This is a genomic window from Maricaulis sp. (genome assembly GCF_039978735.1).
Lineage (GTDB): Bacteria > Pseudomonadota > Alphaproteobacteria > Caulobacterales > Maricaulaceae > Maricaulis.
Map to the genome: position 1 here is coordinate 49,420 of NZ_JBDWAS010000033.1, position 15,801 is coordinate 65,220.

Genomic DNA, 15,801 nt, shown 5'->3' on the forward strand with positions numbered 1-15,801 from the left:
CGCCTGGCGGGCCGGCCGTTTTGATTCCGGAGCGAGCGCCTGACCGTCAGATTGCCGCGTGCACGTCGGTATAGTGGATGTCTTCGGAGGTGCGGGTCAGCGAGCGCAGGAAGCTGGGGAAGATGTCCAGCGCGTCGTCGGCCGACAGGCTGCCCTTCTCCCGGTCGGTCCACCAGTAATTCCAGAACGACGTCACGTGGGTGACCGCCGAGAGGTCGCTGCCCAGCTGGCCGAAATAGGCCGGCGCCTTGAGCAGGAAGTCGCGGATGGCCGTCGGGTCGCCGCCCTTGCAGAAGCGCGTGTACTGGGCGTCGTAATCGTCGATCACCGTGGTCAGGGCGCTCCAACGATCCTTCGCCATTTTCAGGATGGCGCGGCGGATATCGTTGACTTCCTTGTTCTCTTCCCAGGTTGCGCCGCGAACGGTGACATTGTTCAGCTCGACCAGGAATTGCCGCAGCCCGTCGCGGGCCTCGCGGATGCGCCAGCGGTAGTAGAGAATGCCCTTCCAGCCGAAAATGCCCTCTTCATACTGCTCTTCGCTCATGCCGAGAGTTTCGCGCAGGCCAACGAGTTTCTGCTTGTCCTCGCCGTCCAGAAGCTGGCGGGCGAACTTGCGGGCGCGGTCGTCATTCGGGCTCAGGATCTCGTCGTTGAAGGCCAGATTGACGATGCCGAAAATCTGCCGGGTCACATGGCCCAGCATCGCTTCCTGCTCGTCCGGCGAGATGTTGAAATAGAAGCGGCCGACGGGGCGTTCGCCGGTGGCATAGCGGTCGGCGAGCAGGAAAGGGTCGAAGGAGGGCATCGCGGCGAGTTCCTTCACCCGCTGCAGGTCGGCCTCGAATTTCGGATTGATCGAGCCGGTGCCCAGGAATTCCTTGAGCCGGCGGTCAAAACCCTTTTCCTCCACAAAGAAGGAGTGCCCGCCCATTGCCAGGTCATCGACGGAAACGGGGATGATCAGCTTGGTGGCGACCGGATTCTCGGTCAGCAGATAGGGGCGGTCATGGGGGCGAACGGTGTGCTTCAGCATGAAGCTGGCGTTCAGCCGTATATTGCGGAAGAAGGGCTTCGCCGCGAATTCCAGGGTCTGGCCGTATTTGCGGTGGATCGACCACAGGTCGAGAATGCGGGGTGTCGCACCGCCGCGCACGATCCGGCGAAGGCTGCTTCTGTCTGACCCGCTCATCCATTCCGTCCTGATTGCCCCATCGCTGCAACGCTAGCGGGAACAGTTTAATATCGGATGACCTTGCGCTTTTGCACTGCATGCGGGGCTGCTGCCTGAACGGTGGGCAGCAGCCCCGGCGGGCAGGACGATGGCGCGGTCTCAGGCCGCGTCCGTCGTCACGACGACCGGTTGGGGGATGGGTGAGCGCAGGCGCCGGCGCGCTTCCGTGGCAGTATGGCTCGCGCCGGGAGAGGTGCGGGTCACGCTGGCGATGAAGTCCGAGAACAGCGTCACAGCCTCGCGGGCATGCAGGAAGCCCTTGGAATTCTGCTTCGCCCAGTAGCGCCAGTAGCCGGGCACGTGCCCCACCACCGAAAGATCGCTCCCCACGTCATAGAAGAGCGAGGGCGCTTTCAGGAGGAAGTTGCGGAAACCATGGGCATCCTCGCCGCGGCAGAAGCGGCCGAACACGGTCTCGTACTCCTCCATCACCGTCGTCAGGCAGGCCCAGCGATGCCGGGTCTCGTCGATGATCGCGCGGCGCATGTGCTGCAGCTCGGAATATTCGTGCTCGCTGGCGCCGACGATCGAGACCGCCTTGATCTGCTGGATGAAGCCTTTCAGTGCCGAGAGGGCCTCGTTCATGTGATAGCGATAGTAGAGGATCCCCCGCCAGCCGAAGATGCCGGAGCGGAACTCCATCTCGGTCATGTCCAGCGAGCGGCGCAGATCGCTCAGGCGACCGTCCAGGTCGCAGGCCAGCAATTGCCGCGTGAAGCGCAGGGCGCGTTCCTTGTCCTGCTGGGAATGATCGCCGAAGGCGAGGCTGACCACGTCGACGATCTGGCGCGCCACGGAATCCTCCATGCGCTCCTTCTCGTGATCGGAAATGTTGAAATACAGCTCGTCGATCGGCCGGACGTGATCGCGGTAGCGTTCGGCCAGGATGAAAGGATCGAAACTGGGCAGCGCAGCCAGCTCGCGCAGCCGGATCAGGTCGAGATCCATCAGGTGCGGCTCGTCCGGGCGCTCGAACAGGGTACGCATCTTCTGGGCGAAGCCGATTTCCTCGACGAAGACGGCATGCCCGCCCAGCGACAGATCGCTGTCGGCCAGCGGCACCAGAACCTTGGTCACCACCGGCTGGGACGACATCACATAGGGGCGTTCATGGACGCGCACCGTGTGCTTGATGATGAAGCAGCGGTTCAGGCGCGGATGCAGGAAGAAGGGGTTGGCGCTGTGGCGGTCGTATTCGCCATAGCGCTGGGCGATCGAATACAGATCCAGGATCCGCGATGTGGCGCCACCCTTGATGATATTGCGCAGATCCGAGCGCATGGTTTCGCGGACACGTGCCATCGAGGACCCTCCCAGACAGGTGTCATAGACCGGCCGGACTTAAGGTGAGGTCTGTCCTCGCGCTCGGAATTGAGTCGAATGCGATCTATCGCCGGGATGCGGCGTGAGCGGGCGGCTTCAGGCTGGCAAAGAGAAAGCCGGCAGCGGCACCGCCCAGGCACAGGGTCAAGAGGCCGGGCAGGTCGCGGGAGGAGGCGACCGGCGTGATCGTCGCGTCGAGCACCTGGCCGTAGAAGGCCGTGATCCCCAGCATGATGGCGGCAATCGCCGCGCCACCGGCGAGGGTGAAGCCCAGCCGCCGCCAGCCGCGTCCCAGAAGACGGCCCAGCAGTCCGGCTATCGGGAAGGCGACGGCAAAGCCGACCAGGATCAGCACGAAAAGCGTCGGTGCGAAGCCGGCAAGATCTTGCCGTATCGCATCCAGCCGGACGGCGGTGGGGATGCTGGCTCCGGCGCGGACGAGAGCCTGCAGGACGACATGCGTGTTGGCGATGCTGACCAGAACGGTCCCCGTCACGACGGCGAGCAGGTAGACGGCAATCATGCGGGCCGTGGCCATGGCGTCCCCCGAATTGGGCTCAACAGCGATGAGCCGAGCCTATAGTGTGACGTCATTGGCGACAATTCGCTTGGGGGATGAGATGGCCGGAAAATCGATCGTGCTGGGTCTGGCCCTGATGCTGGCCGCCGCGCCGGGACATGCCCAGACGCAGCTGGAGACGCGGGTGGAGGGGCTGGAACACCCCTGGAGCCTCGCCTTCCTGCCCGATGGCCGCATGCTGGTCACCGAGAAGCCGGGCCGCCTGCGCCTTGTGGCGGCGGATGGAACGCTGTCCGATCCGCTCGCCGGCGTGCCCGAGGTTCTCTATTCCGGCCAGGGCGGTCTGCTGGATGTTGCGTTGCATCCGGATTTCGAGACCAATGGCTGGGTCTATCTGACCTGGTCTGAAGGACGCCCGCGGGACAATACGCTGCACCTGGGACGGGGCCGGCTGGAGAGCGGCGCGCTGAGGGATTTCGAGACGCTGTTCTCGGCCACGCCGCGCCGCCGCACCGATGTCCATTATGGCGGGCGGGTCGCCTTTCTGGCGGACGGCAGCCTGCTGCTGGGGATCGGCGAGGGCTTCGATTTTCGCGAACAGGCCCAGAATCCGCAAAGCCATTTCGGCAGTTTCGTCCACCTCGCCGATGACGGGGCGCCCTTGAGCGCGGCCTTCGACGGCGCAGCGCCGGGCGTCTTCTCGATCGGCCATCGCAACCCCCAGGCTGTCGTGGTCGATCCGGACACCGGCACGGTCTACGCCAATGAACACGGGCCGCAGGGCGGCGACGAGATCAATGTGCTGGCCGAAGGGAATAATTATGGCTGGCCGATTGCCAGCCATGGCATCGACTATACCGGCGCGCTGGTCACGCCGTTTCAGACCTATGCCGGCATGACCGACCCGATCCATGTCTGGGTGCCCTCGATCGCGCCGGCGGGCATGGCGATCTATCGCGGCGACATGTTCGCGGACTGGGATGGCGATCTGCTGGTCGCAGCCCTGATTTCCGGCGATGCCGACGTGCCGTCGGGCCATGTGCGCCGGGTCGATCTGGAAAACGGGGCCGTGGCCGGCGAAGAGGTGCTGTTCGGCGAACTGGAGGCGCGTATCCGCGATGTCCGGGTGGCGCCCGACGGTGCTGTCTGGCTGGTTACGGACGAGGAAAACGGCCGGCTGGTGCGGGTGAGCCGGGAGTAGGCAGGCCTACTCCGCCGGCTGCGTCTCGCTGCGGCTGGCCAGCGGCGTGCCGGACAGCATCTTGCGCCGCCAATTGCCCAGCCGCATGGGCGCGCCCAGCATGACCGGGGTGAGCACCAGCGTCAGCAGGGTCGAGAAGCCCAGACCCCAGACCACGGCCGAGGACAGCTGCACCCACCATTCCGAGGCCGGCCCGCCGATCGACAATACGCCATGGGCGAAGTCGGCATTGATCTGGAACACCATCGGCAGGAGGCCGAAAATCGTCGTGACCGTCGTCAGCATGACCGGGCGCAGACGCTGGGCGGCGGTGCGCACAATCGCCTCGTCGACCGCCATGCCCAGACCGCGAAGACGCTGGAAGGTGTCGATCAGCACGATATTGTTGTTCACCACGATGCCGGCCAGCGTCACCACACCCGTCCCCAGGAAGAGGATGGAGATGTAGGGGAAGGTCAAAAGCACGCCCAGCAGCACGCCGACCACCGACAGCACGACCGCTTGCAGCGTCAGCACGACATGCCAGAAATTGTTGAACTGCCAGAGCAGGATCACCGCCATCATGAACAGCGAGGCCAGCATGGCATTGCCGAAGAAGGCGCCGGCTTCGGCATTCTCCTCGTCGGCGCCGAGATAGTCGATATCGACCCGGCGATCGATGGCGCCGCTTTCCACCTGTTCGTCGATCCAGGCACGCAGCTCGGCCAGCAGGATATTGCCGGCATGGCCTTCATCGGCATTGGCGCGGATCATCAGCACGCGCTTGCCGTCGCGACGGTTGATGGAGTCGATGCGCTGGTGGGCTTCGCGGGTGACGAAGTTCGAGATCGGCACGGCACCGGTCTGGGTGTTCACACGCAGATCGTCGAGCCGCGAGATGTCGCGGTCGCCTTCAGGGAAGCGCACCCGGATATCGACCTCCTCGTCGGCATCGTCGGGGCGGTAGCGGCCGACCAGCGTGCCGGTGGTGACCAGCTGCACCGCTGCACCGACCTGGGTGACGTCGGCGCCAAAGCGTCCGGCCTCTTCGCGATCCACGTCGAGGCGCCATTCCACGCCCGGCAGGGGCAGGGTGTCCTCGATATCGGTCGTGCCCTCCATCGTGTCGATATAGGAGCGGATCAGGCGGGCGGCCTGTTCCAGCGCAGCGGCGTCGTCCGAGCGCAGTTCGACCTGGATGTCCTTGCCCACGGGCGGGCCCTGCTGGAAGGGACGGACCTCGATGATGACGCCGGGAATGCCGGTCATCGCCTCGCGGATGCGGCGTTCGATCAGCCGGCCATTGGGGCGCTGCCCGAAGGGTTCGAACTCCACGAAAATGCGGGCCACGCTGTCGGCCGGGGCGGCACCGGTGCCGTCGAAGGGCGACTGGCCCGGCGGTTCGCCGGCGACGGTGTAATAACCCTTGATGCCCTCGATCCCCTCCAGCCGCTGCTCGGCCTCCAGGGCGAGTTCATACTGTTCGGCCGGCGAAAGATTGCCGCGGGCGCGGATGAAGACGTAGAGCTGTTCCGGCTCGGCATCGAGGAAGAATTCGGTTCGCATGGTCGAGGCGCGGGCGCCGAAGCTCATCACGATCACCACGACGAGTGCCAGCGCGCCCAGGCTGACGAAGATCGGCCGCTTTACCAGCACCGAGATCATGCGGGCATAGGCGCCGGTAAAGCCGGGCAGGGATTTGGGATCGCCTTCTTCGGTTGCGTTGAGGTGGGCGACGGCGGAGTTTTCGTCCACCACGCCGCCCTTGCGTCCGAAGACCGAGCCCAGTGTGGGCAGGAAGACCAGCGCCATCACCAGCGCCGAGGTCAGCACGAAGATCAGCGTCAGCGGCAGGAAGGCCATGTACTGGCCCGGAATGGAGTTCCAGAACAGGAAGGGCACGAAGGCCGCCAGCGTGGTGCCGGTCGAGGAGACGATCGGCCAGAACATGCGCTTGCCGGCGGCGGCATAGGCGGCCTTGCGGGTTTCGCCCTCGGCGAGTTTGCGGTCGGCATATTCCACCACCACGATGGCGCCGTCGACCAGCAGGCCCACGGCCAGCACCATGGCGAACATCACCATGAAGTTGACCGTCAGCCCGTAGATGCTCAGCAGCAGGAAGGAGAAGAGAAAGCTCGACGGGATCGCGATGCCGACCAGCAGGGCCGAGCGCACGCCCAGTGCTGCGACCACCAGGATCAGCACCAGCACGATGGCCAGCATGATGGACGAGGTCAGGCTCTGCAGGCTGTCGCGCACATAGGTGGACAGGTCGAGGCTGAAATCGTGGCGGACGGTTTCCGGCCAGGTTTCCGAGATCTCGTTGGTCAGCGCCCGGACCGCGGCGGCGGTGTCCATGATGTTCTCGCCGGACCGGCGCACGACCTGCAGCGTATAGGCCGGCGCGCCGTTATAGCGCGAGAAACTGTCGGCATCCTTGAAGGTGCGGCGCACCGTGGCGACGTCTTCCAGGGTGACCACCGTGTCGCCGGACCGGGTCAGCGGCAGGCGCAGCGCATCCTCGGCATCCTCGAACAGGCCGGGGACTTTCACCTGGAAACGGGCTTCGCCGCTGTCCAGCGAGCCGGCCGCGATCAGCCGGTTGTTCGACTGCACCGCGTTGAACAGCTCGTTATAGGTGACGCCATAGGTCTCCAGCAGGGCCGGATCGATGACGATCTCCAGCACCTCGTCGCGCAGGCCCTGAACATCGACCTGCAGGATCTGCGGCAGCGCCTCGATCTCGTCTTCCAGATCGCGGGCAATGCGATAGAGCGTGCGCTCGGGCGCCTCGCCATAGACCTGCACGGCGATGGTGGGGGCGAGGGCGGAGTTGAACTCCTGGATCACCGGTTCGCGCACATCCTCGGGATATTCGCGGCGGGCCATGTCGACGGCCTCGCGCACGTCGAGCACCGATTGGTCGGCATCGAAGGGCACGTCGAATTCGGCGATCAGCGTGCCGGCGCCCAGCGCCGCCGTGCCGTTGAGTTCGACCAGGCCCTCGATCGAGCGCATCTCGGTCTCGGTGGGGCGGACGATCAGGCGTTCGGCGTCTTCCGGGGAAATGCCGTCCAGCGGCACGACCACGATCACGAAGGGGAAGGGGATGTCCGGATCGGCTTCGCGCGGCAGGCTGACAAAGGACAGAAAGCCCGCGGCAAGGGCGCAGACGAAGATCGCCAGCACCATGCGGGCGCGATTGATCGCGAAGTCGACGACGCCGGTCACCGGGCCGCTCCCTCCCGCGAGACATCGACCTCGACCCCATCGGCCACGAAGTCTTGTCCCAGCACGATCACCTCGGCGTGGCGCGGCAGGCCGGCCACCCAGACCTGCTCGCCGTCATCGCTGAGCAGTTCCACCGGCACGAAGCGGACACGATTGCCCTCTTCGACGATCCGCACGCCCAGCACGCCTTCGGCATTGAGCGCGAGGATGGAGGCCGGGACGCGATGGGCCGGTTCTTCGGGCAGGCTGAGACGGATTTCCGCCGTGATGCCGGACCGGATGGCGTGATCGGGATTGGGCGCTTCCAGTTCGACGCGGAAGGTGCGGGTGGCCGGGTCGGCCCGGCGTTCGACAAAGCGGATCGTGCCCTCGATCGTCTGGCCGGTGACCAGGCGGGCCGAGCCGGCCATGCCGGGTTCCAGCTCGGCGACATGGCGTTCGCCGACTTCCGCGACCACCAGGATCGGATCCAGCTGCACCACTGTCCCGCAAGCTTCGCCGGTGCGCAGGAAGTCGCCGATCTCCGCTTCCCGGCCGTCGAAGAGGCCGTCGAACGGGGCGGCGATATTCACATTGGCCAGCTCCTCGCGGGCGGCGCTCAGCTGGGCGCGGGCCGCATCGCGGACGGCTTCGGCTGCGGCGACCTGGTTGGCCGCGCGGTGGCCGCGCCGGTTCAGCTCGACCGCCGCCTCATAGTCGAGTTGCCGGGCGCGGAGGTCGGCTTCGGCCTGCTGGACCGCCGCCGAGCGGGCATCGACATCGAGCCGGCACAGCACGTCGCCGGCCGCAACCGGCATGCCTTCCTGTATGGGGGCTTCGGCGACGCGCCCGCCGGTTTCGGCGCGCGCGACGACCTCCCGGAATGCCTCGGTCCGTCCGCGCAGGGACAGGCTGGCCGGGCGCATCCGGGCCTCGACCGTACGCACCACAACTTCGAAGCGGTGGCTGGTGTCGGCCTGTTCGGCGTCATGGGAGGCGGCATCGCCGTTTAGCAGCGTGCCCACTGTGAACAGGAGGACCACGGCGACGAAAATGGCGAGGGCGGCGATATAGGAACGGTTCATGTCACGACCGGCTTGCCCGCATCAGACCGGCAGGTCTGCTTGCGGAGAACAGTGTTTACTTTCCCCTCTAGATAGCGCTCGACGTGCCACATGACGAGGGTTTTCTCGCGGCACGAAATGTCCGTCGGGACCTGTCGCATTCAGGCCACCTGACCGGCGCTCCAGCCGGACGACCAGGCCCACTGGAAGTTGTATCCGCCAAGCCAGCCCGTCACGTCAACCACCTCGCCGATAAAGAACAGGCCGGGCACGCTGCGGGCCTGCAGGGTGCGGCTGTCCAGCCCGTCGGTATCGACCCCGCCCAGCGTGACTTCTGCCGTGCGATAGCCTTCCGAGCCGGTCGGGCGCACCGTCCAAGTCTCTAGCATAGCACCGGTTTTCTGCAGTTTCTTGTCGGACTGGTCGGCCATGTTTCCGGTCAGGCCGGCCTCCTCGGCGAGCAGCTGGGCGAGGCGTTTGGGCAGGTGCTCGGCGAGCACGCTCTGCAGCGCCTGGCGCGGCGTTTCCGTGCGGGCCGCGCGCAGGGTGTCGAACCAGTCGCGGGCGGGCAGGAAGCGGATCACGATGTCGTGACCCTCGCGCCAGAAGGAGGATATCTGCAGGATGGCCGGACCGCTGAGGCCGCGATGGGTGAACAGCATCGCTTCCTCGAAGGCCGTGCCGTTGCACCGGGCGGAGACGTCGGCCGCGACACCGGACAGCGGTTTGAACCGCGCCAGCGTGTCCGGATCGAAGGTCAGCGGAACCAGCGCCGGGCGGGTCTCGGTGACGGCCAGCCCGTACTGCCGCGCGGCGTCATAGCCGAAACCGGTCGCGCCCATTTTCGGGATCGATTTGCCGCCCGAGGCGATCACCAGGGACTGGCAGGTGAGGGTGCTGCCGTCCGACAGGTCGAGCCGGAAACGCTCGCCCTCACGGGCGTGGGCGGTCACGGAGACACCCAGCCGCAGCGTCACGCCGGCGTCGCGCATATCGCCGGTCAGCCCGTCGACGATCTGCCGGGCCGACTGGTCGCAGAACAGCTGGCCCAGCGTCTTTTCGTGCCAGGCGATGCCGTGGCGGTCGACCCAGTCGATGAAATCCCATTGCGTGTAGCGCTTCAGCGCCGACTTCGCGAAGTGGGGATTGGCCGACAGGAAATTGCCGGGCCCGGTGTGCAGATTTGTGAAATTGCAGCGCCCGCCGCCGGAAATGCGGATCTTCTCGCCGGGCGCCTTGCCGTGCTCGATGACGCAGACCGAGCGGCCGCGGCGGCCGGCCTCGATCGCGCACATCATGCCGGCAGCCCCGGCGCCGACAATGACGACGTCGTAGCGGGTCACGGTCTAGGTTTTCGCAGGGCAGACGCTGTCGAGCCAGTTGGCGAAATCGGCCATGGCGGTGTCGCGTCCGGCCTCGTTGACTGTCTCGTGCCTGTAACCTTCGAGCACTTCAAGGGTGACATGGGTCATCCCCAGCTGCTCCATTCGTGCGCCAAGATGTTGCACTGTTTTGCCGCCCTCGGTCGCCGGATCCAGCGATCCGCCGATCAGGTGGACGGGGAGATCCTTCGGCAGTTTCTCCAGATTGCGGTCGTCCTCGGCGAAAGCGACCCCGCCCAGGAAATCACGCCAGAGCGACACGCTGGACGGCCAGCCGCACAATTCGTCGGCGACATAGGCGTCGACTTCGGCCGGGTCCGAGGACAGCCAGTCGGCATCGGTGCGGCCTTCGGGAAAGCGCTTGTTCCAGGCCTTGAAGGTCAGCTTGTCGATCGTCGTGCTGGGGGTGAAGGGGCCGCCCACCAGCGCCTCGCACCACAGTACGAAACGCATCACGGACTTCAGCCCGCCCAGCGCCATATTGCCGTTCCAGGCGGCAAGACCGGCGATGCTGTCCGGTTCGCGCAGGGCGTGATTGACCGCGACGACCGATCCCATGGAATGACCGAAGACCACCAGCGGCAGGCCGGGCCAGCGGCGTTTGGCCTCGTCCTCGACCGCTTTCACATCGCCCATCACCTTGCTCCAGCCATCGGCGTCGGCAAAGCGGCGTGGGGCACCGTCTTCAGCGGTGGTCAGGCCGTGGCCGCGATGATCATGGGCGATGACGTGATAGCCGCGCGATGCGAGATAGTTGGCGAAACGGGCATAGCGCGCCGCGCGTTCGGCCAGGCCGTGATTGATGTGCACGATGCCGTGCGCTGCACCGTCGGCCTCGCGCGTATAGACACACAGATCGGCGCCGGTGGGGCTGGCAAGCCGTTCGGGCTTGAAGGCGTCGTCGGTCATGCGGGCTCCCCCTTTGCAGGTGACGAACCTAGCCCGTTTCTTCCAGGCGCGTCATGGCTATAGTCACACGAAAACCGGGGAGGGGGACAAGTATGGCGCAGCGCAAGACGGCGATCCTCGCGATCGACCAGGGCACGACGAGCTCCCGCGCGGTCGTGTTCACCGACACCTATGAGGTGATTGCCGTTGCCCAGCGCGAGTTCCAGCAGATCTATCCCCAGCCCGGCTGGGTCGAGCACGACCCCGACGTGATCTGGGCGACCGTGCGCGCGACGGCCCGCGAGGCGCTCGCAGCGGCGGATAAGGCGGGTTATGCAGTCGCTGCGATCGGCATCACCAATCAGCGCGAGACGACGCTCGTCTGGGACCGCAAGACCGGCGAGCCGGTGCACAATGCCATCGTCTGGCAGGACCGGCGCACGGCGCAGACCTGTGCCGCGCTGCGCGAGGCGGGTCATGCGGATCGGGTGCGCGAAAAGACCGGCCTGGTTCTGGACCCTTATTTTTCCGCCACCAAGATCGCCTGGATTCTCGACCATGCCGATGGCGCCCGTGCGCGCGCCGAGGCGGGCGAGCTGGTCTTCGGCACGGTGGACACCTGGCTGATCTGGCGGCTGACGGGCGGTGCGGTGCATGCCACCGATGCCACCAATGCCAGCCGCACCGCGCTCTACAATATCCGCACGAATGCCTGGGATGACGAACTTCTCTCCCTGTTCGGCGTGCCGGCGGCAATGCTGCCGGAGGTGCGCGACAGTGCGGGTGATTTCGGCGTGACGGAAGCGGCCGTGCTGGGCCGGGCCCTGCCCATCCGCGGTGTCGCCGGTGACCAGCAATCCGCCGCCATCGGCCAGGCCTGTCTCATGCCCGGCGAGATGAAATCGACCTATGGCACGGGCGCCTTCCTCCTGATCAATACCGGCACCGAACCCGTTCTGTCGCAGAACCAGCTTCTCACCACCATTGCCTGGCGGATCGGCGGCGAGACCGTCTATGCGCTGGAAGGCTCGATCCTGTCGGCCGGTGCCACCGTGCAATGGCTGCGCGACGGGCTGGGCCTGATCGCGAAAGCCTCGGAGATCGAGGCGCTGGCGGCGGCGGCCGATCCGGACAGCGGGGTCTATCTCGTACCGGCCTTCACCGGGCTGGGCGCGCCCTATTGGGACCCCGATGCCCGCGGCGCGATTATCGGCCTGACCCGCGGGTCAGGCCGGGCCGAGATTGCGCGGGCGGCACTCGACTCCACCGTCCACCAGACCTGCGATCTGCTCGACGCCATCGCCGCCGACGGCGTCGTGGCGACACGCCTGCGGGTCGATGGCGGGATGACGGCCAACAATGCCCTGATGCAGCGCCTGGCCGATCTCACCGGGATCGAGGTCGTGCGTCCGGTCCAGTCGGAAGCCACCGCCTGGGGCGCGGCCTTCCTGGCCGGTCTGGGCGCGGGGATTTTCGCCAGCCTGGAAGACGGGCGCCGGCTCTGGGCGCAGGATCGCAGCTTCACGCCGGACCTCGCGGCCGGCGCGCGCAACGCCGGCCGGGCCGCCTGGCGCACGGCCGTGGAACGGGTGCGGACGGGGTAGCGGCCGGCGCGAAATTATTTTCCATTCAGGGTTGCTTGAGTGTCTTGCGCGCTGCAGAATTGTTGTCGTGAGTACGCGTACGTCCTGTCAGCGGTCCGGGGGATGCCCCGCGAGGAGACACGCATGCCGTCCTTATTTTCCCGCCTGTTCGCCACCCGCCTGTTCGCCACCCGCCGGTTTGCCGCGCACCTGTTCGCCACACACCTGTTCAGGGGGCTTTGCCTGGCCGGCCTTCTGGCCATCCCGTCCGCCAGCGCGCAGGACGATCCGCCGCCGCGCGCCGACCAGTATGACGAGCTGTCCGAATTCCTCGCCTGCTCGGGCAATGCCTATGCGCTGTGCTATTATTCCGGGCCGGAAGAGCCCACCCCGCCGGGCCAGAGCGCAACGCCGCCCCTGCCGTGCACGATCGGCGGTCCCGAGCATGCCGACTGCACCTGCTATGCCGTCAACGAGCAGATGCTCGAGCCGGGCCTGCGCTATAATTTCGTGCTGATCGGCTCGATCCTCAATCCGGTCGCCCGCGCAGAGACCGAACTGCGCTGCAATGCTGACGGCTCGAACTGCCTCAACATGGCCCATCTGGCCTCGGGCATCTGCAACAATGCCGACGATCCGCATGTCGACGAGTATGAATTCTGCCAGGAAGCACCGGTGTGCAGCCTGCTGGGCGATCTGGAAACCGGCGCCACCCAGTCGCTCTACCCGCAGAGCGAAGCGACGCTGATCTCCACCTTCTCCTTCTATTCCAGCGAAGTGCATAATTTCGGTTCGCAGGACTGCAGCGAGAACGATATCCGCCTCTATGCCGGCTGCATGACCGCGCCCTGCACGGACGAGGATGGCGACGGCCTCGCCGAGTGCAAATGCCCCCTCTATGACGGCCCCTACCAGATCGGCCAGGACTCCGAAGGCCTGCAATGCAATATCCTGCCGAACGTCTGGTCCGCAGCCAATAACGAAACCACCCCGCCGCATCTGCCGGGTGCCCTGGCCGGAGAATAGGCGGGGTTTTCTCCTTCTCCCCCACCGCTCCATTTCCCCCGGACCTGTTCCGGGGCCTAGCGGCGGCGGCCGTTGAGGCTCGGCGCCAGGATGCGTCACCAGCGGCAGGCCCCGGAACAGGTCCGGGGGAAGTATGGGTTGGGGAGAGGGGGCGGACCCAGGGCTCGCCCCGCTTGCGGGGGAGCTGTCCGCGTTAGCGGACTGAGGGGGCGGCGTGAAGCGCCGCGGAGCGCGTAGCGCGCACCTGTGCCTCACCCCCTTCGACCTTAGCCGGCCCTTGGCCGGGTTCGGCCACTTCCCCCGCTGGCGCAGGGGAAGCCTTGTCCGGTGGCCGGCATTTGTATCCCTGACGCTGTGAAAACCACTCCGCGCTTTTCCCGGCCGGACGCCCGGCCTCGGGCCGGGCGAAGCGCCGGGATCGACGGGAAACGCATCGCTCAAGATGACCCTCGGTCGGTCCCGGATCTGCAGCCTGCCTTCGCAGGCTTTCATCCGGGAAAAATGGAGGGGCGTTGAATAACTTCGCGCCCGCTTTCCCCTTCTCCCCCCACTTTCCCCGGACCCGTTCCGGGGCCTAGCGGCGGCGGCCGTTGAGGCTCGGCGCCAGGATGCGTCACCAGCGGCAGGCCCCGGAATGAATCCGGGGGAAGTATGGGTTGGGGAGAGGTGCAGGACCAAAGGGCTCGCCCCGCTTGCGGGGGAGCTGTCCGCGTCAGCGGACTGAGGGGGCGGCGCGCAGCGGCGCAGAGCGCGTCAGCGCGCACCTGCGACTCACCCCCTTCGACCTCACCCGGCCCAAGGCCGGGCTCGGCCACTTCCCCCGCTGACGCAGGGGAAGCCTTGTCCGGTGGCCGGCATTTGCATCCCTGACGCTGTGAAAACCACTCCGCGCTTTTCCCGGCCGGACGCCCGGCGTTGGGCCGGGCGAAGCGCCGGGATCGACGGGAAACGCATCGCTCAAGATGACCCTCGGTCGGTCCCGGATCTGCAGCCTGCCTTCGCAGGCTTTCGCCCGGGAAAAATGGAGGGGCGTTGAATAACTTCGCGCCCGCTTTCCCCTTCTCCCCCCACTTTCCCCGGACCCGTTCCGGGGCCCAGCAGCGGTGGCCGTCAAGGCTCGGTGCCAGGATGCGTCACGAGCGGCAGGCCCCGGAATAAATCCGGGGGAAGCAGGTGGTGGTGGGGGAAGCAGGTGGTGGTGGGGGAAGCAGCAATTTGGGGAAACAGAGCGCGGAAACCTCCCCCCCCTAACCCAGCGCTTTATCCAGATCGGCGATCATGTCGGCGGCACCTTCAAGCCCCACCGACAGCCGGATCAGCGTGTCCGGCACGCCGGCCTCCTGGCGCGCTTGCGGCGACATGGAGGCGTGGGTCATCAGGGCGGGGATGCAGACGAGGCTTTCCACGCCGCCCAGGGATTGGGCGAGGGTGAAGAGGTCGAGCCGGGAGACGACATCGCGGGCGCTGGCGGCACTGTCGGAGAGCTGGATCGAGATCAGCTGGCCGAACCCGTCCTGCTGGCGGGCGGCGATGTCGTGGCCGGGATGGCTGTCGAGGCCGGGATAGTCGACATGGGCGATGCGCGCGTCCTGGGCGAGCCAGGTGGCGACTTCCTGGGCGCTTTCGCACTGGGCCTTGGCCCGCAGGGGCAGGGTGCGCAGGCCGCGCAGGGCGAGATAGCTGTCGAAGGCCCCGGCGCCGGTGCCGACGCAATTGGCCCACCAGGCCAGGCGCTCGACGCGTTCCGGATCGGCGCAGCACACCACGCCGCCCACCATGTCGGAATGGCCGTTGATCAGCTTGGTGATCGACTGGACGGAATAATCCGCCCCCCAGTCGAGCGGCCGCTGCAGGGCGGGCGACATGACGGTGTTGTCGATGGCCAGCTCGGTGCCGGCATTGCGGGCGAGTTTGGCCAGCGCCCGGATATCGGTGATGCGCAGGCGCGGATTGGACGGGGTCTCTGCCAGGATCAGGGCCGCATCCTCGTTGAGCGCAGCGGAGACGGCGTCGAGGTCGGACGTGTCGACATAGACCGGCACCAGCCGTCCGCCCGAGGACCGCGCATCGAGCAGGCGGCGCGTGCCGCCATAGGCGTCGTGCGAGCAGATCACCCGGGCGCCGAAGGGCAGATCGTGCAGCAAAAGGTCGATTGCCGACATGCCCGACCCGGTGACCACGGCCCCGGCGGCGTTCTCCAGCTCGGCGATGGCATCGGCCAAGAGGGAGCGTCCCGGATTGGCGGTGCGGGCATAATCATAGGCCGGCTGCACGGCCGGGTCCTCGCGGCGATAGGCGGTCGACAGCGAGATCGGCGGGATGACGGCGTTCCAGCTGCGGTCGGTATTGAGACCGGCGCGGATGGCCCGTGTGCGGGGATCCTGGCTCATA

The 15,801-nt window shown here is 66.6% G+C and carries 11 protein-coding genes; 3 read left to right on the forward strand and 8 right to left on the reverse strand.

Annotation, left to right across the window (positions count from 1 at the left end):
* Nucleotides 1-46 precede the first annotated feature (46 nt).
* The 3 genes from ABJO18_RS08770 to ABJO18_RS08780 all read right to left on the reverse strand — a co-directional run bounded on the left by ABJO18_RS08770 (nucleotide 47) and on the right by ABJO18_RS08780 (nucleotide 3,095).
* On the reverse strand, nucleotides 47-1,192 hold the full coding sequence (locus tag ABJO18_RS08770) for a hypothetical protein (protein ID WP_348506330.1): 1,146 nt from the start codon (nucleotides 1,190-1,192) through the stop codon (nucleotides 47-49).
* 141 nt (nucleotides 1,193-1,333) lie between these two features.
* A complete protein-coding gene (locus ABJO18_RS08775) occupies nucleotides 1,334-2,536 on the reverse strand; it encodes a hypothetical protein (protein ID WP_348506332.1) in 1,203 nt (400 codons plus the stop codon).
* An 85-nt stretch (nucleotides 2,537-2,621) separates the two neighbouring features.
* Nucleotides 2,622-3,095, reverse strand: a complete 474-nt coding sequence (locus tag ABJO18_RS08780; protein WP_348506333.1) for a hypothetical protein — start codon at nucleotides 3,093-3,095, stop codon at nucleotides 2,622-2,624.
* Nucleotides 3,096-3,177: 82 nt separating this feature from the next.
* On the opposite strand from ABJO18_RS08780, the gene ABJO18_RS08785 reads away from it, so the two are divergent.
* Complete coding sequence (locus ABJO18_RS08785; RefSeq protein ID WP_348506335.1) at nucleotides 3,178-4,278, forward strand: PQQ-dependent sugar dehydrogenase; 1,101 nt, start codon at nucleotides 3,178-3,180, stop codon at nucleotides 4,276-4,278.
* A gap of 6 nt (nucleotides 4,279-4,284) precedes the next feature.
* On the opposite strand, the gene ABJO18_RS08790 is transcribed toward ABJO18_RS08785, so the two are convergent.
* The 4 genes from ABJO18_RS08790 to ABJO18_RS08805 all read right to left on the reverse strand — a co-directional run bounded on the left by ABJO18_RS08790 (nucleotide 4,285) and on the right by ABJO18_RS08805 (nucleotide 10,822).
* Complete coding sequence (locus ABJO18_RS08790) at nucleotides 4,285-7,488, reverse strand: efflux RND transporter permease subunit (protein ID WP_348506337.1); 3,204 nt, start codon at nucleotides 7,486-7,488, stop codon at nucleotides 4,285-4,287.
* The gene (locus tag ABJO18_RS08795) at nucleotides 7,485-8,552 is read right to left on the reverse strand and encodes an efflux RND transporter periplasmic adaptor subunit (RefSeq protein WP_348506339.1); all 1,068 of its coding nucleotides are present in this window, start codon (nucleotides 8,550-8,552) and stop codon (nucleotides 7,485-7,487) included. The genes ABJO18_RS08790 and ABJO18_RS08795 overlap by 4 nt, the downstream gene beginning before the upstream one ends.
* 140 nt (nucleotides 8,553-8,692) lie before the next feature.
* Nucleotides 8,693-9,874 (reverse strand): NAD(P)/FAD-dependent oxidoreductase, encoded by a 1,182-nt coding sequence (locus ABJO18_RS08800; RefSeq protein WP_348506341.1) that lies wholly within the window; start codon nucleotides 9,872-9,874, stop codon nucleotides 8,693-8,695.
* Between the two features lie 3 nt (nucleotides 9,875-9,877).
* The gene (locus ABJO18_RS08805; protein ID WP_348506343.1) at nucleotides 9,878-10,822 is read right to left on the reverse strand and encodes an alpha/beta hydrolase; all 945 of its coding nucleotides are present in this window, start codon (nucleotides 10,820-10,822) and stop codon (nucleotides 9,878-9,880) included.
* A gap of 92 nt (nucleotides 10,823-10,914) precedes the next feature.
* On the opposite strand from ABJO18_RS08805, the gene glpK reads away from it, so the two are divergent.
* Complete coding sequence (gene glpK, locus ABJO18_RS08810; protein ID WP_348506345.1) at nucleotides 10,915-12,405, forward strand: glycerol kinase GlpK; 1,491 nt, start codon at nucleotides 10,915-10,917, stop codon at nucleotides 12,403-12,405.
* A 123-nt stretch (nucleotides 12,406-12,528) separates the two neighbouring features.
* On the forward strand, nucleotides 12,529-13,410 hold the full coding sequence (locus ABJO18_RS08815) for a hypothetical protein (protein WP_348506347.1): 882 nt from the start codon (nucleotides 12,529-12,531) through the stop codon (nucleotides 13,408-13,410).
* A gap of 1,247 nt (nucleotides 13,411-14,657) precedes the next feature.
* Here the strand turns inward: ABJO18_RS08815 and ABJO18_RS08820 are convergent.
* Nucleotides 14,658-15,800: a PLP-dependent transferase gene (locus tag ABJO18_RS08820; protein ID WP_348509664.1), complete on the reverse strand. Its 1,143-nt coding sequence runs from the start codon at nucleotides 15,798-15,800 to the stop codon at nucleotides 14,658-14,660.
* Nucleotide 15,801: the final 1 nt, after the last annotated feature.

What these genes read in the sequence shown, in the direction of transcription:
- ABJO18_RS08770 (WP_348506330.1), bottom strand. Translation starts at nt 1,192, where the DNA reads ATGAGCGGGTCAGACAGAAGCAGCCTTCGCCGGATCGTGCGCGGCGGT.
- ABJO18_RS08775 (WP_348506332.1), bottom strand. Translation starts at nt 2,536, where the DNA reads ATGGCACGTGTCCGCGAAACCATGCGCTCGGATCTGCGCAATATCATC.
- ABJO18_RS08780 (WP_348506333.1), bottom strand. Translation starts at nt 3,095, where the DNA reads ATGGCCACGGCCCGCATGATTGCCGTCTACCTGCTCGCCGTCGTGACG.
- ABJO18_RS08785 (WP_348506335.1), top strand. Translation starts at nt 3,178, where the DNA reads ATGGCCGGAAAATCGATCGTGCTGGGTCTGGCCCTGATGCTGGCCGCC.
- ABJO18_RS08795 (WP_348506339.1), bottom strand. Translation starts at nt 8,552, where the DNA reads ATGAACCGTTCCTATATCGCCGCCCTCGCCATTTTCGTCGCCGTGGTC.
- ABJO18_RS08805 (WP_348506343.1), bottom strand. Translation starts at nt 10,822, where the DNA reads ATGACCGACGACGCCTTCAAGCCCGAACGGCTTGCCAGCCCCACCGGC.
- glpK (WP_348506345.1), top strand. Translation starts at nt 10,915, where the DNA reads ATGGCGCAGCGCAAGACGGCGATCCTCGCGATCGACCAGGGCACGACG.
- ABJO18_RS08815 (WP_348506347.1), top strand. Translation starts at nt 12,529, where the DNA reads ATGCCGTCCTTATTTTCCCGCCTGTTCGCCACCCGCCTGTTCGCCACC.
- ABJO18_RS08820 (WP_348509664.1), bottom strand. Translation starts at nt 15,800, where the DNA reads ATGAGCCAGGATCCCCGCACACGGGCCATCCGCGCCGGTCTCAATACC.